The sequence below is a fragment of the Streptomyces caelestis genome (assembly GCF_014205255.1).
Taxonomy (GTDB): Bacteria; Actinomycetota; Actinomycetes; order Streptomycetales; family Streptomycetaceae; genus Streptomyces; species Streptomyces caelestis.
Genome location: NZ_JACHNE010000001.1, coordinates 2566320 through 2592922 on the forward strand (window position 1 = coordinate 2566320; position 26603 = coordinate 2592922).

At 72.5% G+C, this 26603-nt stretch carries 15 protein-coding genes and 1 other RNA gene; 2 read left to right on the forward strand and 14 right to left on the reverse strand.

Going from position 1 to position 26603, the window contains the following annotated elements; all coding sequences use genetic code 11:
• Positions 1-22 precede the first annotated feature (22 nt).
• Both HDA41_RS11605 and HDA41_RS11615 read left to right on the forward strand, forming a co-directional pair.
• Positions 23-1378, forward strand: coding sequence for an MFS transporter (locus tag HDA41_RS11605; protein ID WP_230299386.1), 1356 nt, complete (start codon positions 23-25; stop codon positions 1376-1378).
• Positions 1338-12692, forward strand: a complete 11355-nt coding sequence (locus HDA41_RS11615) for a non-ribosomal peptide synthetase/type I polyketide synthase (protein WP_260423326.1) — start codon at positions 1338-1340, stop codon at positions 12690-12692. The genes HDA41_RS11605 and HDA41_RS11615 overlap by 41 nt, the downstream gene beginning before the upstream one ends.
• Before the next feature lie 32 nt (positions 12693-12724).
• Here HDA41_RS11615 and HDA41_RS11620 read toward each other — a convergent pair whose 3' ends face one another.
• From HDA41_RS11620 to rnpB, 14 genes are all read right to left on the reverse strand, one after another.
• A complete protein-coding gene (locus HDA41_RS11620; RefSeq protein WP_184983189.1) occupies positions 12725-13507 on the reverse strand; it encodes an Rv1363c family protein in 783 nt (260 codons plus the stop codon).
• A 49-nt stretch (positions 13508-13556) separates the two neighbouring features.
• A complete protein-coding gene (locus tag HDA41_RS11625; RefSeq protein WP_230299384.1) occupies positions 13557-14045 on the reverse strand; it encodes an Rv1363c family protein in 489 nt (162 codons plus the stop codon).
• A complete protein-coding gene (locus tag HDA41_RS11630) occupies positions 14042-15316 on the reverse strand; it encodes an MCE family protein (RefSeq protein WP_184983191.1) in 1275 nt (424 codons plus the stop codon). Before HDA41_RS11630 ends, HDA41_RS11625 begins: the two co-directional genes overlap by 4 nt.
• Entirely contained in the window at positions 15313-16626 is a 1314-nt protein-coding gene (locus HDA41_RS11635; RefSeq protein WP_184983193.1) for an MCE family protein, read from the reverse strand. The genes HDA41_RS11630 and HDA41_RS11635 overlap by 4 nt, the downstream gene beginning before the upstream one ends.
• Positions 16623-17738, reverse strand: coding sequence for an MCE family protein (locus tag HDA41_RS11640; RefSeq protein ID WP_184983194.1), 1116 nt, complete (start codon positions 17736-17738; stop codon positions 16623-16625). Before HDA41_RS11640 ends, HDA41_RS11635 begins: the two co-directional genes overlap by 4 nt.
• Positions 17735-18802: an MCE family protein gene (locus tag HDA41_RS11645; RefSeq protein ID WP_376706776.1), complete on the reverse strand. Its 1068-nt coding sequence runs from the start codon at positions 18800-18802 to the stop codon at positions 17735-17737. The genes HDA41_RS11640 and HDA41_RS11645 overlap by 4 nt, the downstream gene beginning before the upstream one ends.
• Complete coding sequence (locus tag HDA41_RS11650) at positions 18799-19836, reverse strand: MCE family protein (protein ID WP_184983195.1); 1038 nt, start codon at positions 19834-19836, stop codon at positions 18799-18801. The genes HDA41_RS11645 and HDA41_RS11650 overlap by 4 nt, the downstream gene beginning before the upstream one ends.
• Positions 19833-21074, reverse strand: a complete 1242-nt coding sequence (locus HDA41_RS11655) for an MCE family protein (protein WP_184983196.1) — start codon at positions 21072-21074, stop codon at positions 19833-19835. Before HDA41_RS11655 ends, HDA41_RS11650 begins: the two co-directional genes overlap by 4 nt.
• An 8-nt stretch (positions 21075-21082) precedes the next feature.
• Positions 21083-21886: an MlaE family ABC transporter permease gene (locus tag HDA41_RS11660; RefSeq protein ID WP_184983197.1), complete on the reverse strand. Its 804-nt coding sequence runs from the start codon at positions 21884-21886 to the stop codon at positions 21083-21085.
• A 3-nt stretch (positions 21887-21889) separates the two neighbouring features.
• Positions 21890-22660, reverse strand: a complete 771-nt coding sequence (locus tag HDA41_RS11665) for an MlaE family ABC transporter permease (protein WP_184983198.1) — start codon at positions 22658-22660, stop codon at positions 21890-21892.
• Positions 22657-23586 carry an ABC transporter ATP-binding protein gene (locus HDA41_RS11670; RefSeq protein WP_184983200.1) on the reverse strand — a complete coding sequence of 310 codons (930 nt, stop codon included), beginning with the start codon at positions 23584-23586 and terminating at the stop codon, positions 22657-22659. Before HDA41_RS11670 ends, HDA41_RS11665 begins: the two co-directional genes overlap by 4 nt.
• Positions 23587-23717: 131 nt before the next feature.
• Positions 23718-24791 carry a sigma-70 family RNA polymerase sigma factor gene (locus HDA41_RS11675; protein WP_376706777.1) on the reverse strand — a complete coding sequence of 358 codons (1074 nt, stop codon included), beginning with the start codon at positions 24789-24791 and terminating at the stop codon, positions 23718-23720.
• Between the two features lie 77 nt (positions 24792-24868).
• Entirely contained in the window at positions 24869-25903 is a 1035-nt protein-coding gene (locus tag HDA41_RS11680; protein WP_184993323.1) for a lytic transglycosylase domain-containing protein, read from the reverse strand.
• Between the two features lie 194 nt (positions 25904-26097).
• Positions 26098-26503, reverse strand: an RNA gene (gene rnpB, locus HDA41_RS11685) — RNase P RNA component class A.
• Between the last annotated feature and the right edge of the window lie 100 nt (positions 26504-26603).

Consider the following 26603-nt stretch of genomic DNA (forward strand, 5'->3'; position numbering starts at 1 on the left):
CCCATCCTGGTTGAGGAGTCCGGTGACGGGGGTGGAGTGGCGGTTTCGTGCCGTGGTGGTCGCGCATGCCGTGTCGGCGTACGGGACCTATCTGAATCTGATCGCCCTCAGCCTGTTCTCGTACGAGGTCACGGGCACCGCCCTGGGCGTGGGCATCGTGATGGCCGTACGGCTGCTGTCCGGTGTCACGGCGGGCCTCGCCGCCGGGGCGCTGACCGCCAGGGTCACGCGCCGGACCGTCATGGTGGTCACGGACCTCGCCCAGACCCTCGCCATGGTCGTGCTCGCGCTCCAGGCGTCGGACACGCCGCTGTGGGTGCTGCTCGGGGCGGTGGTCGTGCTGGGCGCGGGCAACACGTTCTTCAACGTCGCCCTGCGCAGCGCGGTGCCGGTCATGGTCGGGCAGGACAGCCGGGCCCGGGCGAACGGCGTGCTGGTCACGGCCCGTTCCGTCGCCACGGTGCTGGGTTTCGCGTCGGCCGCGCCGGTCATCGCCCTCGGCGGTTTCGGTGTCGCGTTCGCCGTGAACGCCGCGAGCTTCGCGGTGTCGGCCGCAGCCGTGCTGGTGCTCCGGCCGCGCACGGACGACGAGCCGGTGGGCGAGCCGCCCCAGGTGCTCCGGGAGCAGGGCGGCACCGGGTCCTCGGGGGCCCGGGGCAAGCGGCTGCGGCTCCGAGTGGCGGGCGTCGCCGGAGCGTTGCTCGGCATGATCGCGCTGCGGGGGCTCGACGCGCTGGCGTCCGCGTCGCACAACGTCGCGCTGCCGCTGGCGGCGCACGCGGCCGAACCCTCCAGTCCAGCGGTGTTCATGACCCGGTTCTGGTCGGCGTGGGCCGTGGGTACCCTGCTCGCCCACCAGGTCCTCAAACGCCGGTCGCACGGCACGTCCTGGGGCGAGCGCGCGTTCGCGGTGGGCACCTGCGCGATGTCGTTGTGCTTCGTGGCGGCGTTCACCGGCCTGCCCGCCCCGGCCCTGATGGCGGCGGCCGTGGCGGCGGGGTTCGCGGACGGCTGGACCGAGATCGTCTACACCTCGCGCCTCCAGGCCGCCCCCGACCGGCAGCGCAGCCGCCTGTTCGGCCTGTCCGCCACCGCCGAGCAGTCCGGATTCGCCCTGGGCACGATGGCCGCGGCGGCGGCTTTGGAGGCCCTGCCCGCTCTGGCCGTCGTGGGTGTCTTCCATGGGGCGGCGATGTGCGGGGCGTTGGCGCTGCTGCTGCTCACGGCGGGGCGGCGCGGCAGGGAGAACCACTCACCCACCGGCGAGGACCACTCGTTCACCGGCGAGAACCGCTCACAGCATTCGCCAGCCGGCGAAGAAAAGGGAGAAGACGCACATGGAACGTCTGCGGGGGCAAGCCAGTTGCCGGGGTCCTGAACCCGAACGCACGCAGGGCGATCCGGTCGACGCCGTGCGGGCGCTGCTGGGCGCCGCCCGGACCGCTCCCGGCAGAGCCGTCGTCACCGTCGCCGCCGACGGCACGACGAACTCGCGGTCGTATCCCGAACTGCTCGACGCGGCACGCCGTATGCTCACCGGCCTGCGGGCGCACGGACTGCGGCGCGGCGACACGGTGGTGCTGTGCGGGCTGCCGCTGGCCGAGTTCTTCCCCGCCTTCTGGGCCTGCGTCCTCGGCGGTGCCTTACCGGTGGCCATCGCCGAGCACCCCGCGCCGGGCTCCCCGGCCTTCGCACGCTTACGGCAGGCCTGCGCGTTGCTCGACCAGCCGCTGGTCCTGACCGACGCACCCGGCGCGGCGTCCCTCGCCGACGCCACGCCCGCCCCGCGGGTCGCCCTGGCGCGGGAGTGTCTCGCCGCGCCGCCCACGGACGACCACGTCGAGCCGGACCCGTCCGACACGGCCCTGCTGATGCTGTCCTCGGGCAGCACCGGCGTCCCGAAGGCCGCCCGGCTGACGCACGCCGGGCTCGCGGACTTCGCGGCGAGCAGCCGGCGAATCCTGGACGTGCGGCCGGACGACACGATGGTGAACTGGCTGCCCGTCGACCACAGCGGGGCCTTCCTGCTCTACCACCTGCTCGCGGTCTTCACCGGCAGCACCAACGTCCACGCGCCCACCGAGCGGGTGCTCGCCGACCCGCTGCGCTGGCTCGACCTCCTCCACGAACACCGGGCGCGGCACAGCTGGGCACCGACGTTCGCCTACCGGCTGGTCGCGGACGCGCTCGCCGAGCGGGCCGACCGCCCCTGGGACCTGAGCGGCCTCAAGTCGCTGGTGTGCGGGGGCGAGCGGGTCGTCCTGCCCGTGCTGCGCCGTTTCCTCGACGCGACGGCCCCGTACGGGGTGCGCGAGGAGCACATCGCCCCGGTGTGGGGCATGGCCGAGACGGTCACGGCCGTCACCTACGGCCGGCTGGACCGGCCGGGCACCGTGCACCGCCTGCTCAAGAACAGCCTGGGCGGCGACCTGGTCCGGGCCGGCGAGGACACCCCGGACGCCGAGTGTGTCACCTTCGTCGCCTCCGGCTCACCCGCGCACGGCGTCACCCTGCGCATCGTCGACGACCGCGGCGACCTCGCCCCGCCGGGCCGCGTCGGCCGGCTCCAGGTCCACTCGGCCGCGCGGCTCACCCCCGGCTACGTGAACAACCCCGAGGCGGACGCCGCGGCCTACCCGGCCGGACGCGACTGGCTCGACACCGGCGATCTGGCCTTCCTTCACGACGGCCAGGTCGTCATCACGGGCCGCCGCAAGGACGTGATCATCCTCAACGGCCACAACGTCTACTGCCACGAGGTGGAGGAGACCGCCACCGCCGTCGACGGCGTCCGGCAGGGCGAGGTCGCAGCCTGCGGCATCCCGCACCCGGAGCGGGGCACGGAGGAACTCGCCGTGTTCTTCGTCAGCCGCGGCACCGCCGAGGACCCGCGGATCGCCGCGGAGGTCAAGGCGGCGCTGTACACCCGCCTCAGGCTCACCGCCGCGTACGTCCTGCCCGTCCCGGCGGACGAGTTCCCACGGACACCGGCGGGCAAGGTCCGCCGCGCGGAACTCCAGAACCGCCTGGTCTCCGGCGGCTTCCGCGCCGCGCCGACCGCGGCACCGGCCGCCCGGGCGGACGCGGACGCCGTGACCCGGGCCGTCCGGGAGGAGCTGAGCGCCGTACTCGGCCGCCCGGCCGGCGCGGACGTGCCGTTCTACGAACTCGGCCTGACCTCCGTCCTTCTGGTGCGCCTGCGGAACCAGCTGGCGGAACGCCTCGGGATACCGATCGCCCAGACCGCGTTCTTCGAGCACCCGACGGCCAAGGCCCTCGCGGCGCACCTCGCGAGCGGGCCGACGGCCGGGGCCGGGTTCGAGGCGGAGGCGGGGCCTGGGGCGGGGGCCGGGTTTGAGGCTGCGGCCTGGCCCGCGGCGGAGGCCCGGGTTCAGGCGGCGGCTGGGACCGCGGCGGAGGCCGGAGGTGAGACTGCGGCCAAGCCCCCGGCGGAGGCCCGGGTACAGGCGGCGGCCAAGCCCACGGCAGAACCCCCGGCACAGACAGCGACCGAGCCCACGGCAGAACCCCCGGCACAGACAGCAAGCGAGCCCACGGCAGAACCCCCGGCACAGACAGCAAGCGAGCCCACGGCAGAACCCCCGGCACAGACAGCAAGCGAGCCCACGGCAGAACCCCCGGCACAGACAGCAAGCGAGCCCACGGCAGAACCCCCGGCACAGACAGCAAGCGAGCCCACGGCAGAACCCCCGGCACAGACAGCAAGCGAGCCCACGGCGACGACCACGCCCACCGCGGCGACCGGGCCCACGGCCGGGACCGGGCCCGAGGCATGGACCGAGCCCAAGGCATGGACCAAGCCCGAGGCAGCGGTCAGTCCCGAGCCCCCTGCGACCCAGCTCGGCGCTGCGGTCAATCCCGACGCTGCGCCCCAGCCCGGCGCTGCCACCCAGCCCGGCGCTGCCCTCCAGCCCGGTGAAGCCACCGGCGAGGGCACCGCCGTCGCGGAGTCCCCCGAGCGTCGCGTCGCCGTCATAGGGCTGTCGCTGCGCTTCCCCGGCGCGAACTCGGTCGAGGAGTTCTGGGCCAATCTGCGGGACGGCGTCGACAGCGTCCGGGGCTTCGGGGAGCAGGAGCTCGCGGCGGCGGGTCTGTCGCCGGAGCAGCGCCGCGCGCCCGGCCTCGTGCCCGCCGCCGGAATCCTCGACGGCGTCGAGGAGTTCGACCCGGACTTCTTCGGGATGAGCCCCAAGGAGGCCGGGCTGACGCATCCCGCGCACCGGCTGTTCCTTGAGTGCTGCCACCGGGCCCTGGAGGACGGGGGCCACGCGGCGACCGCGCCCGGCGTCCGGGTGGGGGTCTTCGCCGGGTCGGGCATGAACCTCTACGACCACCAGCAGCAGCCCGCGACCGGCTCGCCGTACGACCCGTCGGACCCGGCCGCCGGCATGCAGTCGGCCATCGGCCAGGAGCCGGACTTCCTCGCCACCCGCGTCGCCTACCGCCTCGGCCTCACCGGCCCGGCGATCGGTGTGCAGACGGCCTGTTCCACCTCCCTCGTCGCGGTACACCTCGCGGTCCAGGCCCTGCTCACCGGAGAGGCGGACCTCGCCCTGGCGGGCGCCGCGGCGGTGCACCTGCCCCAGGAGACCGGCTACCACAGCCACCCCGGGTCGATCCTGTCCCCCACCGGACGCTGCCGCGCCTTCGACGCGGAGGCCGACGGCACCGTCGGCGGCAACGGCGTGGCCGCCGTCCTGCTCAAGCGCCTCGACCGGGCGCTGGCCGACGGCGACACCGTGCACGCGGTGATCCTGGGGTCCGCCGTCAACAACGACGGCGCCGCCAAGGTCGGCTTCAGCGCGCCCGGTGTCGAGGGACAAGCCGAGGTCGTACGCCAGGCGCTGCGCAGGGCAGAGGTGCCCGCGGCGACGATCTCGTACGTGGAGGCGCACGGCACGGGAACGCGGCTCGGGGATCCGGTGGAGCTGACGGCGTTGCGGCGGGCGCTCGGCGAGGACACGGGGGGATCCGCTCGCGCCGGTTCCTGCGTGGTCGGCTCGGTGAAGCCGAACATCGGGCATCTCGACAGCTGCGCCGGGATGGCCGGGCTCATCAAGACGGTCCTCATGCTGCGCAACCACACCCTGGTGCCGACACCGCACCTGACCCGCCCCAACCCCGAACTACCCCTGGCCGACGGCCGGTTGACGCTCGCCACGGATCTGCGGCCGTGGCAGGTGCCGGACGGTGTGCCCCGCCGGGCCGGGGTCAGCGCGCTCGGTGTCGGCGGCACCAACGCCCATGTGGTGCTGGAGGAGGCCCCGCCCGTACACCCCCGCCCCGCCTCCGAACTGCCCGTCCTCGTGCCCGTGTCGGCCCGCGACCCCGAGGCCCTGGCCGGGCTCACGGCCGCGCTGCGCGACCGGCTGCTGGCCCGGCCCGGCCTCCCGGCCGCCGATGTGGCCGCCACCCTGGCCCTCGGCAGGCCGCACCGCGCGGCCCGCACCGCCGTGGCCGGGCGCACGGCGGGCGAACTCGCCCGCGCGCTGGGGGAACAGCACCCCCTCACGCCCTCCCCTCTCGGCCCGGTCGCCTTCGCGTTCGCGGGCCAGGGCAGCGCCCGCCGGGGCATGGCGAACGGCCTGTACGCCGCGCACCCGGCCGCGCGGGCCACGCTCGACCGGTGCGAGGAGGTCTACGCCGGGGAGTTCGGCGGCAGCCTCCTCGCGCGGCTGCTGACCGCCCCCGCCTCCGCCGACCGTCCCGCGGACGACGAGATCTGGCCCACCGAAACCGCGCAAGCCGCCCTCTTCGCCCATCAGGCGGCGCTGGCGGAGGCCTGGCGGGCGGCCGGGATACGCCCCGGGCTCCTGTTCGGGCACAGCGTCGGTGAGTACGCCGCCCTGTACGCGGCCGGTGCCCTGACGCTGGAGGACGGACTGCGGCTCACCGCCTGGCGCGGGCGGCTGATGCAGACCCGCTGCCCGGCCGGGGGCATGCTCGCCGTCCGGACCGACCAGGCCACCGCGCGGCGCATCGCGCAGGCCGCCGGTGCGGAGCTCGCCGTGGTCAACGGCCCGCACGCCCATGTGCTCTCGGGCCCGCCGCAGGCCCTGAAGGAGGCGGCGGCACTGCTCGACCAGGAGGGCCTGCGGTGGCGTGCGCTGCCGGTCGACCGGGCGTTCCACTCTGCCGAGATCGACAGCGCCCTGGACGAGTTCAGGACCCGTGCGCGCGGCGTGAGGTACCGTCCGCTGCACACCCCGCTGGTGACCACGGCCGACGGTGAACTGCGCCGGGTGGGCTGGACCGCCGACGTGGAGTACCTCTGCCGGCAGGCCCGGCACCCGGTCCGCTTCGACCTCGCCATGGACAAGGCCGTCGAGCAGGGCTGCCGGGACTTCGTGGAGATCGGTGCCGGGCGGACCCTCACCGGCCTCGGCCGGCACTGCGTACCCGACAGCCGCTGGCTGAGCGGGCAGGGCGAAGGGGACGGGGCGGCCGAGCAGGCGCATGGGTTCCTGACGGCGCTCGGCTCGCTGTACGTCAGGGGCGCGGACCTGGACTGGCGGGCGCTCGGCAGGGAAGGGGGCCGGGTGCAGCTTCCGGGGCATCCCTTGCGACGGCGTACGGTGCCGTTCAAGGCCGTGCCGCCGTCCGCGGCTCTTGACCTACCGGTACCGGACGGTGAAGTCATCGACAGGGTCCGGCAGTTGACCGCCGACAAGCTCGGCCGCCCGATCGCCGACGTCACACCGGACAGCTCGTTCTTCGAACTGGGCGCCGACTCGCTCTCCCTGATGAGCATGACGACCGAGCTGGAACAGCGCTACGGCGTCCGCGTCCCGGTCCGGGAGGTGTTCGACTCGGCCGACACACCGCGGAGGCTGGCCGAGCGGGTCGCGCAACTGCGGGGAGACGCGCCCGTGATCCAGGAAACCGTGGTCCAGGAACCCGTCGTCGAGCAGCCGACGGCGTCTGCTGCTCCGTCGGAGTCACCGGAAGGGCTCCACGCCCTGTTCGGCCGGCAGCTCCGACTGGCCGAGCAACTCGTCGGCCAAGTGGGCGAGATGATCTCCCGCCAACTGGACGTGCTCGCGACCTCCGGCACCACGACGACACCGCCCGCCCAGGCACCCGTCCAGGCGCCCGTCCCGGCCCCCGCGCCCCTCGTCCCGAAGCCCACTCCCATACCCACGCCCACGCCCACGCCCACGCCCACGCCCACGCCCAGCCCTCCCCTCTCACACCCCGGGACCTTCGACTTCAGTCTCTACTTCTTCGGCGACTACCCCCAGGACACCGACCACGACAAATACGGCCTGATCATGGCCGCCGCGGACTTCGCCGACCAGCACGGCTTCCACGCCCTGTGGTTCCCCGAGCGGCACTTCAACTCCTTCGGCGCGCTCTTCCCCAACCCCTCCGTACTGGCAGCGGCCCTCGCCGCCCGGACCAGCCGGATCCGGCTGCACGCCGGTTCCGTGGTGCTGCCGCTGCACCATCCCGCCCGGGTCGCGGAGGAGTGGTCGGTGGTCGACAACATCTCCGGCGGCCGGACGGGCCTGTGCTTCGCGAGCGGCTGGCACGCCACCGACTTCGCGCTCGCGCCGCAGCACTTCGGCCGGCACCGCGAGGTGATGTACGAGCACCTGGCGACCGTACGGGACCTCTGGTCGGGGCAGCCGGTGAAGACGACGGCGGGCGACGGCACCTCCGTCGAGATCCGCCTGCACCCCCGCCCCGTACAGGAACGGCCGCCGATGTACGTGGCCGTCGTCGGGAACCCGGACAGCTACCGCCGGGCGGCCGCCGAGGACCTCGGCGTGGTCACGAACCTGATGACGCAGACGGTGGAGCAACTGGCCGAGAACATCGCGCTGTACCGGCGCTGCCGTGCCGAGCACGGTCTCGACCCGGCCGCCGGGCGGGTCGTGGTGCTGGTGCACACCTACCTGGAGGACGACGCGGAGCGGGCGCGGGCCGAGGCGTACCGGCCCTTCCTGTCGTATCTGCGCTCCTCCCTGTCCCTCTTCGACCAGGTCACCAACAGTCTCGGCTTCCAGGTGGACCTGGAGAACACCCCCGAGGAGGACGTGGAGTTCCTCCTCGGACGCGCCTACGAGCGCTACTGCGACTCCCGCGCGCTGATCGGCGACGCGCACACGGCCGCGGAGACCGTCCGGCGGCTGCGGGAGGCCGGAGCGGACGAGATCGCCTGCTTCGTGGACTTCGGCGTCCCGAAGGAGAAGGTGCTGGCGGCGCTGCCGGTGCTGGCCAGGCTCCGGTCGACGACCCCCGGCACGAAGCCACGGCCGCTGCCCGAGACCTGCGCCCCACGGCCACCACGGCCCGCGCCCCGTCGGCGGACACCGCTCACCCCCGGCCAGCGCCGCATCTGGTTCCTGGAACAACTGCACCCGGGCACCGCGATGTACCACGAGCCCAAGGCGATCCGCCTGGACGGCCCCCTGGACGTCCCGGCGCTGCAGTGGGCGCTGCAGCGCGTCACGGACCGGCACCCGGCGCTGCGCACGGTCTTCGGTGACACGGCCGGTGTCCCGTACCAGGAGATCCGCGACCGTATGCCGCTCGACTGCCCGGTGGAGGACCACACGGGCGCGACGGAGGAGGAGGCGCTGCGGGCGACGCTGGCCGCCGCCGACAGCCACCGACTGGACCTGTCCACCGGCCCCCTCGTCACGGCCCGGCTCCTCCGCCTGGCCGATGACCGGCATCTGCTCTTCCTCCTGGCCCACCACATCGTCTTCGACTCCTCCTCCACGGCCGTGCTGGCCCGGGACCTCGCCGCGTACTACCGCGCCCGGCGGCGTGGGGACGCCGACGCCGAACCGCCGCCCCTGCCCGGGCCGCCGGCCCCGCCCGCACCGGACACCGCCCGTTGCCTGGACTTCTGGCGGCGGTACCTCGGTGACGCACCGGAGCTGACCCTGCCCACCGACCGCCCCCGCCCGCCGGTCAGGACGGGAGCGGGCGCGAGCCTCACGCACGCCCTCGACGCGGAACTGACGGACGGACTGCGGACGTTCGCCGCCGGGCACCGCGCCACCCTCTTCATGACGCTGACCAGTGCGATCGGCGCGGTCCTGGGCCGTTTCAGCGGACAACGGGACGTGGTGATCGGCACCGCGGTGGCGGCCCGACCCGCGGGCGCGGAAGACCACGTGGGCCTGTTCCTCGACACCGTGCCGCTGCGCCTGGACCTGTCCGGCGACCCGGACTTCCCGACGCTGCTGCACCGGGTCCGCGAGAGCAGCACGTCGGCGTACGAACACCGCGGCGTGCCCTTCGACGAGCTGGTGGGCGCGCTCAACCCGCGCCGTGACCCGGGCCGTAATCCGCTGTTCCAGGTGATGGTGGAGTACGAGAACGAGGGCGAGGCCCTCTTCGACCCGCCCCGCCTGACGGCCACCCTGCTCGACGTCCCGAGCGCCCGCGCCCCGTTCGACCTCAGCGTCTACCTCACCCACCACGCGGGCGGCGTCCGTTTCATGGTCGAGTACGACACGGCCCTCTTCGACGAGGCGACGGTGCGCCGGTTCGTGGACTACGTCGAACAGGTCCTGCGCCGTGTCCTGCACACACCGGGCGCGCCGCTCGCGGACCTGACCGCGCTCACGGCCGCGGACCGCGCGGTCCTGTCCCACCAGGAGCACCCCGGTGAAGGGGCCCTCGCCGAAGGGACTCTCGCCGAAGGGACCCCGGCCACTCTGCACGGCCTGTTCGAGCGACAGGCCCACCGCACCCCGGACGCCGTGGCGTTGATCAGCGGGGAACACCACGTCTCCTACGCGGACCTGGACGCGGCGGCCAACCGCCTCGCCCGGCAGCTGCGCACCAGGGGCGCGGCACGCGGAGAGCGGGTCGCCGTACTCCTGCCCCGAGGCCCACACCTGATCACAGCCCTGCTGGCGGTGCTCAAGAGCGGGGCGGCCTACCTCCCCCTCGACCCGTCCCTCCCCACCCCGCGTCTGTCGCTGCTGCTCGCCGACGGCGCACCCGTCCTCCTGCTCACCTCCCACACCGCGCTCGCCGGGCACTCGGACCTCGCGCCGGAACCGCCCGTCCTGCGTGTGGAGGAGGCGGACGGCACACTGCCGTGCACCCCGCTCCCGGACGGAGCGGGCCCGGAGGACCCCGCGTACTGCATCCACACCTCGGGTTCGACCGGCCGCCCGAAGGGCGTCGTGGTACCCCACCGCGGCCCGGCGAACCTGGTCCACGGCCATCTGCGCCGCCACCCCGCGCTGCGCACCCTCCAATGGACGTCACCGGCGTTCGACGTCAGCGTGCAGGAGATCTTCACGACGCTGGCCTCGGGAGCCGCGCTCGTCCTCGTCGACGACGCCGTACGGCACGATCCGGCGGCGCTGGCGCAGGCGGTACGCCACCACCGGGTGCAGCGTGTGTTCATGCCCTGCACCCCGCTGAAGTACCTGATGGAGACCGCCCCCGAACTCCCCTGGCTGCGCGAGCTGTTCTCGGCGGGCGAGGCACTCCAGCTCACGCCCGCCTTCCGCCGCTTCCTCGCCACGCACCCGGACTGCGCGCTCCACAACCAGTACGGCCCCACGGAGACGTCGATCATCGTCACCTCGCACCGCGTGGACCCGGCCGGCGAGGAGTGGCCCCCGATCGGCACGCCGGTGCCGGGGGCGCGCGTCCTACTGCTGGACGAGTCGGGCCGGCCGGTCCCGGTCGGCGCCGTCGGCGAGATCCACGTGAGCGGGATACCGGTGGCGCACGGGTACCTCAACCGCCCGGCCGAGACCGCCGCCGCGTTCCTCGACGACGGCGAGGGCGGGGTGCTGTACCGCACGGGCGACCTGGGCCGCCTGCGCACGGACGGCACGCTGGAGTACCGGGGCCGGGCGGACGACCAGGTCAAGATCCGCGGCTACCGCGTCGAACCGGGCGAGGCGCAGTCGGCGTTGACGGCGCTGCGCGGGGTCCGGGACGCGGCGGTGCTCCCCCGCCGGGACCGTCACGGCGACATGGAACTGGTGGCGTACGTGGTGCCGGCCGATGCGGACTCCTGGCCCCGGCTGCGCGCCGCACTGGCCGCCGAGCTCCCCGACCATCTGGTGCCGCGCCGCTGGGTGAGCCTCGGCCGCCTCCCGGTGAACGCCTCCGGCAAACTGGACCGCGCGGCCCTGCCGGAACCCGGCGACGACGACTCGGACGGGATCCCGCAGTCGTCCCCGGCCACGGCCCTGGAGAAGACCCTGCACGAGCTGTGGTGCGAGGAACTGGACGCCGGCCAGGTCCCGGTCACGACATCGTTCTTCGAACTCGGCGGCCACTCCCTGAGCGCGATCCGGCTGCTGAACCGCATGCGGGAGGAGGCGGACGTCGATCTCACGATGGCCGACTTCTTCCTGGATCCGACGATCCGGGGCATCGCGGCACGCAACCGTGTCGTGGACACCGCGCCGATGCCCTCGACCCTGCGCCGCCTGTGGCGCCGCCATCACGCACTCCCCGACCCGAGCGTCTACAACATCGCCCACCGCATGGACCTGCGCGGCGACTTGGAGCCCGAGGCCCTGCACCAGGCCCTCATGGACCTGGTGGCACGCCACCACGCGCTCCGCGGCAGGCCGGTCCGCCGGGAGGACGGACGGTACGAGGTCGAGGTCCTGGCCCAGGTCCCCGTGACGCTGCCGGTCACCGACCTCCGTGCGCACGCCGGGGATGCGGAGAGCGTGGACCGCTGGTGCCGCGAGCAGGTCTCCACCCCGTTCACGCTGGACCAGCCCCCTCTCTTCCGCTTCCGCCTGGCCCGTCTCGCCGAGGACCACTGGGTGATGGTGACGGTCCTCCACCACGCGGTGTGTGACGGCTGGTCCCTGAGCATCATCAGGCGCGACCTTCAGGAGCTGTACAACGCGCGACGCTCCCGTACGTCCCCGCACCTGCCGCTCACCGTCGCCCAGTTCACGGACTTCGCACGATCGGAACACGCCCTGCCGGACAAGCGCAGGACAGCTCTGGAACGCTTCTGGCGCACGGAACTCGACACCGTCCCCCTGCGCCCGTCCCTCCCCTACGACCACCCGCACCCGGGCACGCTCTCCGGCCGGGGCGCCCTGCGCACCTGGACGATCGCCGACGGCACACCAGCCCGCCTGGCCGACACGGCGACCCGCCTGGGCACCACGGCCTACACGGTCCTCGCGGCCACGTTCGCCACGTGGCTCGGCGACCTCTGCGGCGAACGGAACAACATCGTCCTGGCGGCCTCCAGCGCGAACCGCGTCCAACGCGACCGCGCCGAGATCGTCGGCATCCTGGGCGACGCGGTACTCCTGCGGGCCCGGCTGGGCGAAGCGGAGTCCTTCCCCGGCCTGGTGTCCCAGCTGAGCTCCACCCTCTTCACGGCCCTCGACCACCAGGAACTCCCCCTGACGGACGTGGTGTCCCTCGTCTCGCCCGAGCTGAAGGACGCCCTGTTCCCCACGGTCCTGTTCACAGTGATCACCACCGAGCCCCCGGCCCTGAACCTCCAGGAGGTCTCCACCACGATCCGCGCCCTCCCCGTCCAGGGCGTGGCCCGCAACGAGCTCTACGTCGTGATCGCCCCCGAGGCCGACACGATCACGGTCACGTTCGAGTACTCGACGGACCTGTTCACCCACGAAACGGTCGAGGCGTGGGCCAGGTCCTTCACCGAGGCACTGAGGTCCGCGGTGGACCCCGGGAACTAGCGGTGAACGCCGGGAACTGAAGGAAGCCGCTGCTAGAGCGCGTCCACCGCGCTCACCTTCCACCCGTCTCCCGTGCGGTCCATCGTCATCCGCACCCGGTTCAGGTCCACGCGGGATCCCGAGACCTGGGTGCTCTCGGTGACCTGGTTGACGAAGAGCAGGACCACGACTTTGTCGGGGGAGGCCGAGACGACGGAGGCGGCGGGGGCGCCTGCGGAGCCGGGGGCGGCGACCGTCGCCTTCACCACGCCGTGGTACTTCTCGGCCGTCGGGGCGACCACGGACTTCGTCGTCTTGCCGTACTCGTCGCGGAAGTCGCCGGTCAGGTGGGCGCGGGCCCTGGAGAAGTCCTCGTCCAGGCGCCGGTAGTCGTACGACAGGACGATCGGCGCCGCTTTTCGCGCGGCCGCGAGCGCCTCGGTCCGGGCGGTCTCCGTCAGGCGGCCGTCACGGTGCTGCCATCCCAGGGCGGCGATCGCGATCAGGCCGGCGACGAGCAGGACGGCCAGGACCAGGGTGAGCAGTTTCCGGCGGCCGCCGGGGCCGGGCTCGCTCCGCTCGTGCGGAACGTCCTGCCCGAACGACTCCGGCGACGGCTCCGGCGGGTCGTCCCAGCCGTCCTTCGGGGCCTCGACGAGGACGGTGCGTCCGGCGAGCGGCCGCCCGGCCCGGCGCGGGGACTCCTCGTCGCCGGCCGTCGCCGCGCCCGCTTCGCGGTGGCCGCGCTCCGCGCGCTTCGCCGCCGCGCGGGCGGCCGCCGTCATGGTGCGGCGGGTGCCGGGACCGGGGGCGCGGCCGGTGGTCGTCTTCGGCATGGTGGTCCTCCTCGTCGGTGCTTGTCGGTCGGGGAGTCGGCCTGTGGGGTCAGCCGACGAACTCGACGTCGGACGTCAGCCAGCGGCCGTCCTTGTGTACGAGGTCGAGCTGGAGCCGGTACGTGCGCGCCTCCCCCTCGGGCACGGCGGTGTTGGTCACCTTGCTGTCGGCGACCACCAGCACACGGGCCGAGTTCTCGTCGGAGCGGACGATGCCCGCCTCCAGGACCTGGCCTTCCGACACGGACTTGTTCTGGGCCACCAGCTTCGTCAACTGGTCCGTCTGCGCGGTGAACTGCTTCTTGAACTCGCCGGTCGCGCCCGCCAGCACGTTCGCGCTGTCGCGGTCGTAGTGCCGGTAGTCGAGGGAGGTGAAGTTCAGCGCCGACTGGCGGGCCGCGGCCAGGATGCCCTGGCGTCGCTGGTCCGTCTCCCACTGTTCGTGGAGGCCGAGAGCCAGCCAGAGTGCCAGTGCCGTGGTGATGACGGTCGCCGCGACGAGTCCCGCCGACATCACCGCGGGTCGCACCGGCCTCATGCCATGGGGCCAACGAGCAGCCATTGCCACGACTCCTTTCCGAACACGGCCTGCTGGCCGCCCGTCGAGCCGATCTCGACGTTCCTTCCGTCCGGGCCGGCGGTGCTGCCGGTCTCCGGGTCGTACGGGGTGACGTACGCCGCCTGGTCGGCGCCGCCGTCTCTCGACGCGCCCGGGGCGTTCTGCGCGCCCCGTACCGACGACTCGCTGCCGCGCGGGAGCGTGCAGCGGGCGTCGGTGTTCGCCTCGCGTGTGCTGGTGTCCGCGGGGTCGCGGCGTGCCGTGCCGTACCCCTGGGTGCAGGCGGGCGGGTCGTCGGCGTTCAGCACCAGGCCGAAGTGGGTGGTGCCGTCGCCCGGGACGACCGTGTAGCTGCCCGCGACCATCAGCGGGAAGGTGACCAGGGCCTGCTCGACGCCGGGGAGGCGGGCCAGCGTGACCTGGCCGCCGCTGATCAGGTTGGCCAGCAGGACCGACAGCTGCGGCCCGGTCGACTTCAGCAGCGCGTTCAGCTCCTGCGCCGCCGGCCTCGCGTTGCCGATCAGCTTGCGCAGGTCCCCGTCGCTTGCCTTCAACTGAGCCGAGAGAGCGGCCAGATCGCGCGCGAACGACTTGATCGACGAGCCCTGGTCGGCCTGTGTCTTCAGGACCTTCCGTGAGTCCTCGATCAGGGCGATGGTCTCGGGCAGCGCCTCGGACGCCGACTCGACGAGGGTGTTGCCCGAGTCCACCAGGCGGCTCAGGTTCGGGCCGGTGCCGGCGAAAGCCTTGCCCAACTCGTCGACCGTGACCCGCAGGTCGTCCTTGCCGACCGAGTTCACCAGGCGGTCCAGGCTGAGGACCATGTCCGTCGCCGGCAGCGGCACCCGCGTGCTCTCGCGCGGGATCGTGCTGCCGCTGAGCAGGTAGGGGCCGCGGGAGGTGCGGGGCTGGAGGTCGACGTACTGCTCCCCCACGGCCGATCGGTTCGCCACCACCGCCAGTGTGTCCGCCGGGATGCGCGGCGCCCCGTCCTCGATGTCGAGCGTGACCGAGACCCCGTCCGGGCCGGTCAGGCGCAGCGCGCCGACCTTGCCGACCGGCACCCCGCGGTACGTGACCTCGGCGCCGGGGAAGACACCCCCGGAGTCGGCGAAGTCGGCCCGCACGGTGTAGCCGCGGTCCAGGACCTCGTCCACCAGACCCGTGTACTCGGCACCGACGTACGACACGCCCACGGCGGTCATGGTGGCGAAGGCGATCAGTTGCGCCTTGACCGTACGGGTGATCACGGCTGGACCCCCTTCAGCATCAGCTCGGCGAGTTCGAGGTTGATCCCCTCGGGCCAGTCGGCCCCGGTGCGGTGGCCGCCGGAGCCGTAGCCGGCGGTGCACACCGGCGGGCACAGCGGGTCCTCGCCGCCCGAGGGGGCCGACGGGGACGCCGGCACGCTCGGACCGCTCGGACCGCTCGGCAGCGCGGTGGGCGCCGGCACGTCCGGGAGATCCGGTGCGTCCGGGAGATCCGGCAGATCCGGTACGTCCGGCAGGTCCGGGGCCTCGGGAAGCCCGGGTCCCCGGGTGTCCCCGCCGCCCGGCTCGTCCGTCAGGTTGCCGTAGATCCCGGCCAGATCGAGGTCCGCCGTGACGTGCAGGTTGACGTAGTCACCCTTGATGGCGTCCACGACGTTGCGCGGGAACGGGTACGTCGTCAGCAGCTCAAGGGAGTTGGGCAGGTCGCTGCCCGCCTTGTTGAGCTGTCGCAGGATCGGCCACAGCTGCCTGAGGTTGGCGACCGTGTCGTCGTGCGAGGCGTTGATCACCTTGGTGCCGGTCGTGCCGAGCCTGGACAGGGCGGTGAGCATCCTCGTCAGGTCGCGGCGCTGGTCGGCCAGGACCTTCAGGGCGGGCGGCATCGTGTCGACGGCCTCGGCGATCGTCGTCTTCTCCTTGCCCAGCCGTTTCGCCAGCCGGTCGACGGCCTTCAGGGCGCGGACGATGTCCTGGCGCTGGTCGTCCAGGCCTCCGATGAAGGTGTCGAGCTCCTTGAGCAGGGACTTGACCCGGTTCTCCCGGCCCTCCAGGGCCTTGTTCAGCTCCGTGGTGATCGTCTTGAGCTGGGCGACGCCGCCGCCGTTGAGCAGGGCGGACAGCGCGGACAGCACCTCCTCGATCTCGGGGTTGCGGCCGCTGCGGGACAGGGGGATCACATCACCGTCGCGGAGCCGGCCGGCCGGCGTGCCTTCCAGGGGCCGGGACAGTGCCACGTACTTCTCGCCCAGCATGCTGGTCTGCCGCAGCCCGGCGACGGCGTTGGCGGGCAGCTTCACCGAGTCGGCGACCCGGAGACTGACCCTCGCGTGCCAGCCCTGCAGCTCCACCTTCTCCACCGCGCCCACGGTGACGTTGTTGACCTTGACCGCCGACTGCGGAACCAGGTCGAGGACGTCCCGGAACTCGACGGTGACGTGGTAGGCGTGGCCGTCGGCGGCGGCTCCGCCGGGGAGCGGGACGTCGTACCAGCCGTTGAACTCGCAGCCGGACAGGAGCAGCGTCCCGACGGCCGCCCAGGCGACGGCCCCGGCCTTGCGCGGGGGCCTCATGCGCTCGCCCCCAGGATTCCGCCGAGGGTGCGGTCGACCGTGCCGGTGACCGCCGGACCCTGGGGCACCTTCGGCAGGGAGTCGAAGAGCTCCCTCAGGTCCCCGCAGTCGGTCTTCTCCCCGGTCGTCTTCAGGATCGAGCAGAGCAGTGACGCCGGATCCTGCGGATGGTCGGGGTTGTTGCGGGTGTCGAGGGTGCCCGCGGAGGGGTTGTAGGCGTTGTGCAGGTTCGACATGCCCGTCGGCGCGACCTCCAGCAGCTCCTCCAGCGCCGCCCGTTGGGTGACGAGCACCTTGGTCACCTTGCTCAGTCCCTCCACGTTCGACGTCAGCGACTTCTTGTTCTTCTTCACGAAGGCGGACACGTCACCGAGCGCCGTGCCGAGGTGTTTCAGCGCGGCCGCCAGGTCCTTGCGCTCGCCCGCCAGCTGCTCGGCGACCCTGGCCAGGCTGCTGTTGAAGGACCGCACGCTCTTGTCGTCGGCCGCCAGCGCCGCGGTGAACACCTGGAGGTTGCGGACGGTGCCGAACAGGTCCGTGCGGCCGTCGGAGAGCGTCGTGACCGCCTCGGAGAGGTCCTCGACCGTCTGGTGGAGGTTCTCGCCCTGGCCGTCGAGGTTGTCGGCGCTCACGCCCAGCAGCCGCGACAGGGCGCCGTCCTTGTTGGCGCCCTCGGGGCCGAGCGCCTCGGCCGTGGTGTGCAGACTGTCGAAGACGCGGTCCAGTTCGACCGGTACGGCCGTACGCGACTCGGGGATCTCGTCCCCGTCCCGCAGCACCGGACCGCCCCGGTACACCGGCAGCAGTTGCAGGTAACGGTCGCTGACCACCGAGGAGTTGATGATCGCGGCCTGCGCGTCCGCCGGGACCTTGCGGCCCGCTTCGTACGCGAACTCCACCCGCACCCGGCCGCCCTCCGGCGTGATCTTCCTGACCTCGCCGATCCGCACGCCCAGCACGCGGACGTCCGAGCCGGGGTAGATGCCGACCGTGCGCGGGAAGTACGCCGTGACACGGACCGGCTCGGTTCGCGGCCACAGGACGTAGGTGAGCGCGGCGACCAGGGCCAGGGCGGTCAGCACGGCCAGGTGCTTCTTCCGGCGGTTGCTCATTGCGCGCCTCCCGTTCGCGGCACCACCGGGGCGGCGACCAGGTTCTGGACGTAGGAGTCGAACCAGCGGCCGTTGCCGAGGGTGTTGGTGAAGACCCGCACGTAGGGGGCCAGGAGCTTGATGCTCCGGTCCAGGCTGGATTGGTTCCGTTCGAGCATCTTCACCACGGTGTTGAGGCCCTTGAGCGCGGGCCCGATCTCCTTCTCGTTGTCCTGGACCAGGCCGGAGAGCTGGATGCCGAGCGCGGCGGAGGTCTTCAGCAGCTTGTGGATCGCCGTACGCCGCTTGCTGATCTCCTTGAACAGCTTGTCGCCGTCCTTGACCAGGGCGGTGAAGTCGCCCGACCGGTCGGCGAGTACGCCCGTGACGCCGTTCGCGTGGTCGAGGAGTTCCCTGAGGGCCTTGTCGCGGGAGGCCACCGTCCGGGAGATCTTCGACAGGCCCTTGATGGACGCCCGTACCTCTTCCGGTGAGTCCTCGAAGGTCGTGGAGATGGTGTCCAGCGCCTTCGCCAGCTGGTCGGTGTCGACCTTCTCCGTCGTGGTGGTGAGATCGCTGAAGGCCTGCACGACGTCGTACGCGGGGACGGTCCGCTTGAGCGGGATCTCGCTGCCGGGCGCCAACTGACCGCGCCCCCTGGGGTGCAGGGCGAGGTACTTCGCGCCGAGGATCGTCTTGACCCGGATCGACGCGCCGGTCGCGGTGCCGAACCTCGGCTCGCCCTTGATCTTGAAGGTGACCTGGACGTGGTCGCCGTCCAGGTCGACCTCCTCGACCTTGCCGACCTTGACCCCGGCGATCCGCACCTCGTCACCCGGCTTGAGCCCGCCCGCCTCGGCGAAGGCCGCGCTGTACGTCTCGCCGTCGCCGATGACCGGCAGGCGGTCGGCGTTGAACGCCGCCACGGTCAGCAGCGCGAGGACGGTGAGTCCGATCGCGCCGATGACGAGGGGGTTGCGCTCGCGGAAGGGGCCGAGGCGCGGACGGCGGAGCCGTGTCTTCGGCAGCCTCGGCGGCTCGATACGGACCTTGAACATCGGCTCCGGACGGCGCTTACGGCTCATGCTCCACACCTCGCCCTCGCCACGTGCATCTCGGGCGTGAGCACCTGCTTCGTCTTCGGCAGCACGATCCGGCCGTCGAAGTCGCACAGGTAGAAGTTGAACCACGAGCCGTAGGACGCCGTCCCGGTCAGCTCGTTGAGCTTGTTCGGCAGCCGCTTCAGCACGCCCTCCACGGTCTTCTCGTTGTCGTTCAGCGTCCCGGTGAGTTCGGTCAGCTCCGCGATGTCGTCCTTGAGCGGCGGGCGCGCGTCCTTCAGCAGGCCCGAGGTGGCCCCCGTCAGATCACCGATGCTCACCAGCGACTCCCCGATGGGCTTGCGGTCGGCGGACAGGCCCGAGATGACCCGGCGCAGCTGCTTGAGCAGTCCGGAGAAGCGGGCGCCGCGCTTGTCGAGCGTCTCCAGCACGGTGTTGAGGTTGTCGATCACCGAGCCGATCAGCTTGTCGCGGCCGGCCAGTGTCGTGGTGAGCGACGCCGTGTGCGTCAGCAGGCTGTTGACGGTGCCGCCCTCGCCCTGGAGCGTCTTGATGATCTCCGTGGCGAGCTGGTTGACGTCCTTCGGGCTGAGCGCGGCGAACAGCGGCTTGAAGCCGTTCAGCAGCGCGTTCAGGTCGAGGGCGGGCTGGGTGCGCGCGAGCGGGATCGTGCCGCCGGGGCGCAGCCGGGTGCCGTCGCCGGCGCCCTCGGTGAGCGCGACGTACCGCTGCCCGACCAGGTTGCGGTAGCGGATGACGGCGCCCGTGCCGGTGAGCAGCGGCCGGTCCTGGCTGACCGTGAAGGTGACCTCGGCCAGCGTCCGGTCCTTGATCCGGATGTCCTCGACCTCGCCGACCCGCACTCCGGCCACCCGGATGTCGTCGCCCTCCTCCAGGCCGGTGACGTCACTGAAGACCGCGCGGTACTCGTGCTCGGGGGTGAAGGAGATGTTCACGATGGTGGCGGCGAGCAGGGCCGTCGCCACCACCGTCACCAGCGCGAAGAGACTGAACTTGATCAGCGGAGCGGCGGTCTGCCGGGCTCCCGTGGTGCTCATGCGACGCTCACCGCCGTCCCGCGCGCCATCGGCCCGAACAGCAGCGTCGCGACCGGCGGCACCTGGTCCGCGGGCACGTCCAGCACCGGCGCGACGAGCGAGCCGACGGCCCGCTGCTCGGCCCGGGTGGCGGAGACGCCGAGCGGGCCGTCCGAGGCCGGGCCCGCCTTCTTGGAACCGTCGTCGAGGTGGGCGCCGGGTGCCGGCACCGGCGGGTGCGGCAGGTCATGGCAGTCGGGGCCCGACCGCTCGCCGTAGCGCGGCTCCTCGCCCGGCTCGTACGCGCCCTGTGGCCGTACGACCTCCAGCGTGATGTGCATCTTGCCGCCCCGGAACGCCTCCTCGGAGACCTTGTCCTGCCGGACCAGGCCGGCCAGCAGACAGGGGTACTCCGGGGAGTAGCGGGCGAACAGCTCCAGTGTGGGGCGGGAGACCCGGCCGAGGGTGATCAGCCGGTCGCCGTTGGCGTCGAGGAAGTCCTCGGCGGTGCCGGCGACGGTCGCCGTGGTCTTCAGCGCCGCCGCCAGCCGGTCCTTCTCCTCGACGATCGTGCGGCTGGTGGTGACGGTGTTGCGCAGGATCTCCATCAGGTCGGGCGCCGCGTCGCCGTAGACCTCGGCGACGTCGGCGAAGCGGGCGATGTCCTCTTTCAGGGACGGCAGGTGGGGATTGAGGCGGCGCAGGTAGGCCTCCACTCGCGTGAGGTTGTCGCCGATCCGGTCGCCGCGTCCCTCCAGGGCGGTGGCGAACGCGGAGAGCGTGGCGTTGAGCTTGCCGGGCTGGACCGTCCGCAGCAGGGGCAGCAGGTCGTTCATCAGCTGCTGGAGTTCGATGCCGACGCGGGTGCGGTCCTGGGTGATGACGTCCCCGGCGCGGATGGGCCGGCTTGATGAGCCGCGCGGCGCGACCAGGTCGACGTACTTCTCGCCGAACAGCGTCTTGGGCAGCAGGCGCGCGTGCACGTCGGAGGGGATGTGGGCGACGTGCTCCGGCTTGAGCGCGATGTCGAGCGTCGCCTTCGTCCCGTCGGCCCGGACCTCGCGCACCTCGCCGACCAGCAGCCCGCGCAGCTTGACGTCGGCGCGCGGATCGAGCTGGTTGCCGAGGCTGTCGGCCTCCAGGGTGATCCGCACGACCGGCGTGAACACCTGCCGGTAGACGGCGACGGAGAGGGACAGCAGCGTCGCGAGAACGGCGATGAAGACGACGCCGTACAACCGCAGTCTCAGCACTCTCATGCGGCGGCTCACCCCGCTATCCGTACGGTCGTGCTGGCGCCCCAGATGGCGAGCGACAGGAAGAAGTCCAGGACGTTGATGGCCACGATCGAGGTCCGCACCGCACGGCCCACCGCCACGCCGACGCCCGCCGGACCGCCGCTCGCGTAGTAGCCGTAGAAGCAGTGCACCAGGATGATCAGGACGGCGAAGACGAGCACCTTGCCGAAGGACCACAGCACGTCGACCGGGGGCAGGTACTGCTGGAAGTAGTGGTCGTAGGTGCCCGCCGACTGGCCGTAGTAGACGGTGGTGATGGTGCGGGCGGCCAGGTACGAGGACAGCAGGCCGATCACGTACAGCGGGATGACGGCCACGAACCCGGCGATCATCCGCGTCGTGACCAGGAAGGGCAGCGAGGGCACGCCCATGACCTCCAGCGCGTCGGTCTCCTCGCTGATCCGCATCGCGCCGAGCTGGGCGGTGAACCCGGCGCCGACGGTCGCGGAGAGCGCGAGCCCGGCCACCAGCGGGGCGATCTCACGGGTGTTGAAGTACGCCGAGAGGAACGCCACGAAGTTGGAGGTGCCGAGCTGATTGAGCGCGGCGTACCCCTGCAACCCCACTTCCGTGCCGGTGAAGAACGACAGGAAGGCGATCACGCCGACCGTGCCGCCCACGACGGCGAGCGCGCCCCGGCCGAAGCTCACCTCGGCGAGCAGCCGCAGGATCTCCTTCTTGTAGCGGCGCAGGGTGCGGCCGGTCCAGGCCAGCGAGCGCCCGTAGAAGGACAGTTGGGCGCCCAGTTCCTCCAGACGATGCAGCAGCGCCATGCCTCATCCCCTCTGCGGAACGACTTGGAAGTACACGGCGGTCATCACGAAGTTGGTCACGAACAGCAACATGAAGGTGATCACCACCGACTGGTTCACCGCGTCGCCCACACCCTTCGGCCCGCCTTTCGCGGTCAGTCCCTTGTACGAGGCGACGATCCCGGCGATCGCGCCGAACACCAGCGCCTTGACCTCGGCCGCCCACAGGTCGGACAGCTGGGCGAGCGTGGTGAAGGAGGCCAGGTAGGCGCCCGGAGTGCCGTTCTGGAGGACGACGTTGAAGAAGTAGCCGCCCGCCACACCGACCACCGACACCAGGCCGTTGAGCAGCACCGCCACCAGCATCGACGCCAGCACGCGCGGGACGACGAGCCGGTGGATGGGGTCGATGCCCAGCACCTGCATCGCGTCGATCTCGTCGCGGATCTTCCGTGCCCCGAGGTCGGCGCAGATCGCCGTGCCGCCGGCGCCCGCGATCAGCAGCGCGGTGACGATCGGCGAGGCCTCGCGCAGCACGGCGAGCACGGAGGCGGCTCCGGCGAAGGACTGGGCGCCCAGCTGCCGGGTCAGGCTGCCGATCTGCAGCGCGATGACCGCCCCGAAGGGGATGGAGACCAGGGCCGTCGGCAGGATCGTCACGCTCGCGACGAACCACGCCTGCTGGATGAACTCCCGTGTCTGGAAGGGCCGTCGGGGGATCGTCCGGACGACGTCCAGCGCCATCGCGAAGAGGCTGCCCGAGTGCCGCAGCCCTCCGATGGGTGACAGGCTCATGCGCCGGCCACCGCCTTCTGCTGCCGCGCGGCCTCGCGCCGGGCGATCGCCTCCCAGCGGGGAGGCCGGGCGATGCCCGGCCCCGGCAGCAGGCGGGGAGCCGGCTCCTGGACGCGCTCGGAGTCGTCGATCTGCGCGAGCTCCTGCTCGACCTGCGCCGCGTCCTTCTCCTCCGCCATCCCGATCGGGCCCTGCATACGGCCGTTCAGGAACTGCCGCACCACCGGCTCGTCGCTGGTCAGCAGCTTTTCACGCGGCCCGAACATCACCAGCTCGCGGCGGAACAGCAGCCCGATGTTGTCCGGCACCTGGCGGGCCGAGGCGATGTCGTGCGTGACGATCAGGAAGGTCGCGTCGATCTGGGCGTTCAGGTCGACGATCAGCTGGTTGAGGTAGGCCACGCGGACCGGGTCGAGGCCCGAGTCCGGCTCGTCGAAGAGGATGATCTCCGGGTCGAGGACGAGGGCCCGGGCCAGCCCGGCGCGCTTGCGCATCCCGCCGGAGATCTCGCCGGGCAGCTTCCCCTCGGCGCCGATCAGCCCGACCATGTCCATCTTCTCCAGCACGATGCGCCGGATCTCGCTCTCGGACTTACGGGTGTGCTCGCGCAGCGGGAAGGCGATGTTGTCGTACAGGTTCATCGAGCCGAACAGCGCGCCGTCCTGGAACAGCACGCCGAACAGCTTGCGCACCTCGTACAGGTCGTGCTCGCGGAGCTTGGTGATGTCCCGGCCCTGGATCGTGATGGAGCCGCGCTCCGGCTTCAGCAGGCCGACGAGCGTCTTGAGGAACACCGACTTGCCCGTGCCGGAGGGGCCGAGCATGACGGAGACCTCCCCGGCGGGCAGCGTCAGCGAGACGTCCTGCCAGATGACCTGGTGACCGAAGGACTTGGTCAGCCCTTCCACACAGATCTCGACACCCATCCGGTCCACCCTTCAGCCCCTGGAGCAGCTCTGACATCTGCTCTACGGGGAGGGGCGGGGCGTCCGTCGCTCGAGTGGCGGATTTTTTTCGGGCGGGTTTCCGGGCTGGTTTCCGGGCGGGTTTCCGGGCGCTACGGGAGTGGCCGGACCGTGAGCTCGGGGAGCGAGGCGGACGGTGTGGCGGGAGCTTCCGGCACCGCCGGGACCGCTGTGCCGGTCGGCACGGCGGAGGGCTCCACCACCAGGTCGGGGACCTCGGGCTTCGGAACGTCGGGCACCTGCGGGATCTCCGGCGCGGACAGCGAGGGCAGCGGCGACACCGGGACGTCCGGAACATCCGGAACGATGGAGGCCTCCGGCAGCGACGGCACGGACAACGGGAGGAACGATTCGGCGGCGGGGGACCCGGCCGCTCCGCGCTCGGCTGCCGCAGCCGTGGGCTCATTCCCCCGCGGCATACGACCCACGCCACCGCCGTCCGGCCGCAACGTCTCCGCGTCCGGCGACACGGCCGCGGGCCGAGGCGTCGTACCGCCCCCGCCTCCCCCGCCGCCGCTGCCGTCGAGGGCGTACGGCAGCACGAACCCCGCCACCGCCAGGGACACCGCCGTCGAGGCGACCACCACGGCCTGCGCCCTGCCGACTCCGCGCGGCCGTCCCCACCCGATCAGGAACAGCGCGATCCCGAACGTGGCCGCCAGCGACTGCCGCAGCGTCCGCCGGGCCCGGGCCAGCAGCGACTCGACGGTCCGGTAGCTCAGCCCCATCTTGACTGCGACCTGGCCGACGTCCAGGTCCTGCGACTTCAGCCGCAGCGCCTCGGCCTGCCGCGCGGGCAGCTCACCACTGCGCACCGCCAGCCACTTCGCCTCGGCCCGGTCGCACACCGCCTCCTCGACGGGCACCGGGCCGGGCGCGATGAGCGTCGGGCTGGTACGCACCTCGGCCTCGCGGTTCACCTGCCGGTAGCGGTCGACGCACAGCCGCATCGTCACCGTCGTCAGCCAGGCCGCGAGCCGCTCCTCGTCCAGGTCGGGCCGCTCGGCGGCGCGCAGCATCGCCTCGTGCACCGCGTCCTCGGCGTCCTCCGGGCTCATCGACCTGCGCCGGGCCACCTTGAGCAAGTGCTCGCGGTGGCTCCACATGCGCCGCCACCGCTCGTCGGCCGCGTGCGTCTCCACAGGTGTCTCTGCCTCTGCGGGCATGTCCGCAGGCATGTCCGTCGCCATGAGGACCCCTTCGCGCTCACCACCGGTCTCGTGCTGTCCGGCGGTGGGCGACATTACCGCCCAGTATCGGCGGTTGTGGAGGGGGAGACGGTCATCGAGTCCGCGCTGTTACTGGTGAGTGGGGCGCCGCTGGGCAGCAGGTCGGGGGCGGGGAGCTCCAAGTCCGGGTCGGGGGCGGGGAGTCGTGGCTCGTCCGGCTTGTCGGGGTCGGTGGCCGGGCGGGTTCTGGTCGGGGCCGGGGCGGCAGGGGTGGACGGGGTGCGGGACGGCGGGGCACTCGGCCGGGCGGAGGGGGTGGGCGAGGCCTCCTTCGGCTTCGAGGGGGACCGCGACGGCTCGGGGCGCGCGGAGGAGGACCCGGCGACGGACCTGGCGGAGCCGTCCGGCACCACCCGGTGCCCTTCCAGGAAGTACGCGTACCAGGCCCGGACCGTGCGCAGATAGGCCGTCGAGTGGTTGTAGCCGAGGATCGCGCGGTCCAGCTGGGCGGGAACGGACAGGTCCCGGCCACCGGCACACAGATACCGTCCGGCGGCCAGTGCCGCGTCGAAGACGTTGTTCGGATCCGTACGCCCGTCGCCGTTGCCGTCCGCGCCCCAGCGGGCCCAGGTGGATGGGATGAACTGCATCGGACCCACCGCACGGTCGTACGCCGTGTCCCCGTCGTGGGCGCCGCCGTCGGTGTCCCGGATCAGCGCGAAGGCCACGCCGTCCAGCCGCGGCCCGAGGATCGGCGCCACGGTCGTACCGTCCGACGCCACCCTGCCGCCCCGCGCCTGCCCCGACTCCACCTGTCCGATCGCCGCCAGCAGCTGCCAGCGCAACCGGCAGCCGGGCGCCTCGCGCGCGAGCCGCTCCTCGGCCCGCCGATAGGCGGCGAACACACTCGCCGGCAGCGCGCCGCCCACCTCCTCCGCCGCCGCCTGGCCGCCCGCCCGCTTCTTGGTCCGCAGCGGCGGAAGCTCGGTGCGGTACGGCGCGTCGCCGGACACGCTCGGGCCGTCCGCGGCGAGTGCCTGACCGCGCGCCGGTGCGGCTGCCCGCGCCGGGACCGCCCCCGGCGCCTGTGACGCGGTGAGCACCGCCATCGCCACCACTGCGGCCGCCGTACCTCTGCCCCGCTTGCCCCTGTCCCCTGCCACGTCCTGCTCCCCTCCCTGTGAGCTTCCTGTCGTCTGCTCTACGGGGGAGGGGGGTGGGTCCGTCGCGGGGATTCGCGCACGCGGCGGGCGGAACCCGGTACGGCGCGGCGAAGGATCTGACTTGCTGAAATGAAGAGCGGCAGACGAGTCGGGCTGTACGCCGGGTTCTGTTCCCGGGGTTCCTCGCGGAGCCCCGGGCGACGGCCATCCATCTAGGGCCGGCGTTGCCACCGGCCTCGTGCGGTCTACCCGCGGACTCGGGCGGGCAGCCCTCGAACGTCCGCGCAGAGACACCGAGGTGTCTCCTCTTGACCTTGCTCCGGGTGGGGTTTACCTAGCTGCCTGAGTCACCCCAGGCACTGGTGGTCTCTTACACCACCGTTTCACCCTTACCGAGGGCCGGAGCCCTCGGCGGTTTGCTTTCTGTGGCACTGTCCCGCGGGTCACCCCGGGTGGCCGTTAGCCACCACCCTGCCCTGTGGAGCCCGGACGTTCCTCGGGGAGCTCCCCGTCAGGGGGACTCCACGCGGCCGTCCGCCCGGCTCGTCTGCCGTGTCGACCATGGTACCGGGCGTGAACGGGACCGCGGACCGGCGGCGGTCGCCAGGACCGAACCCGCGAGGATCAGGGTGAAGGCCGCGATGAC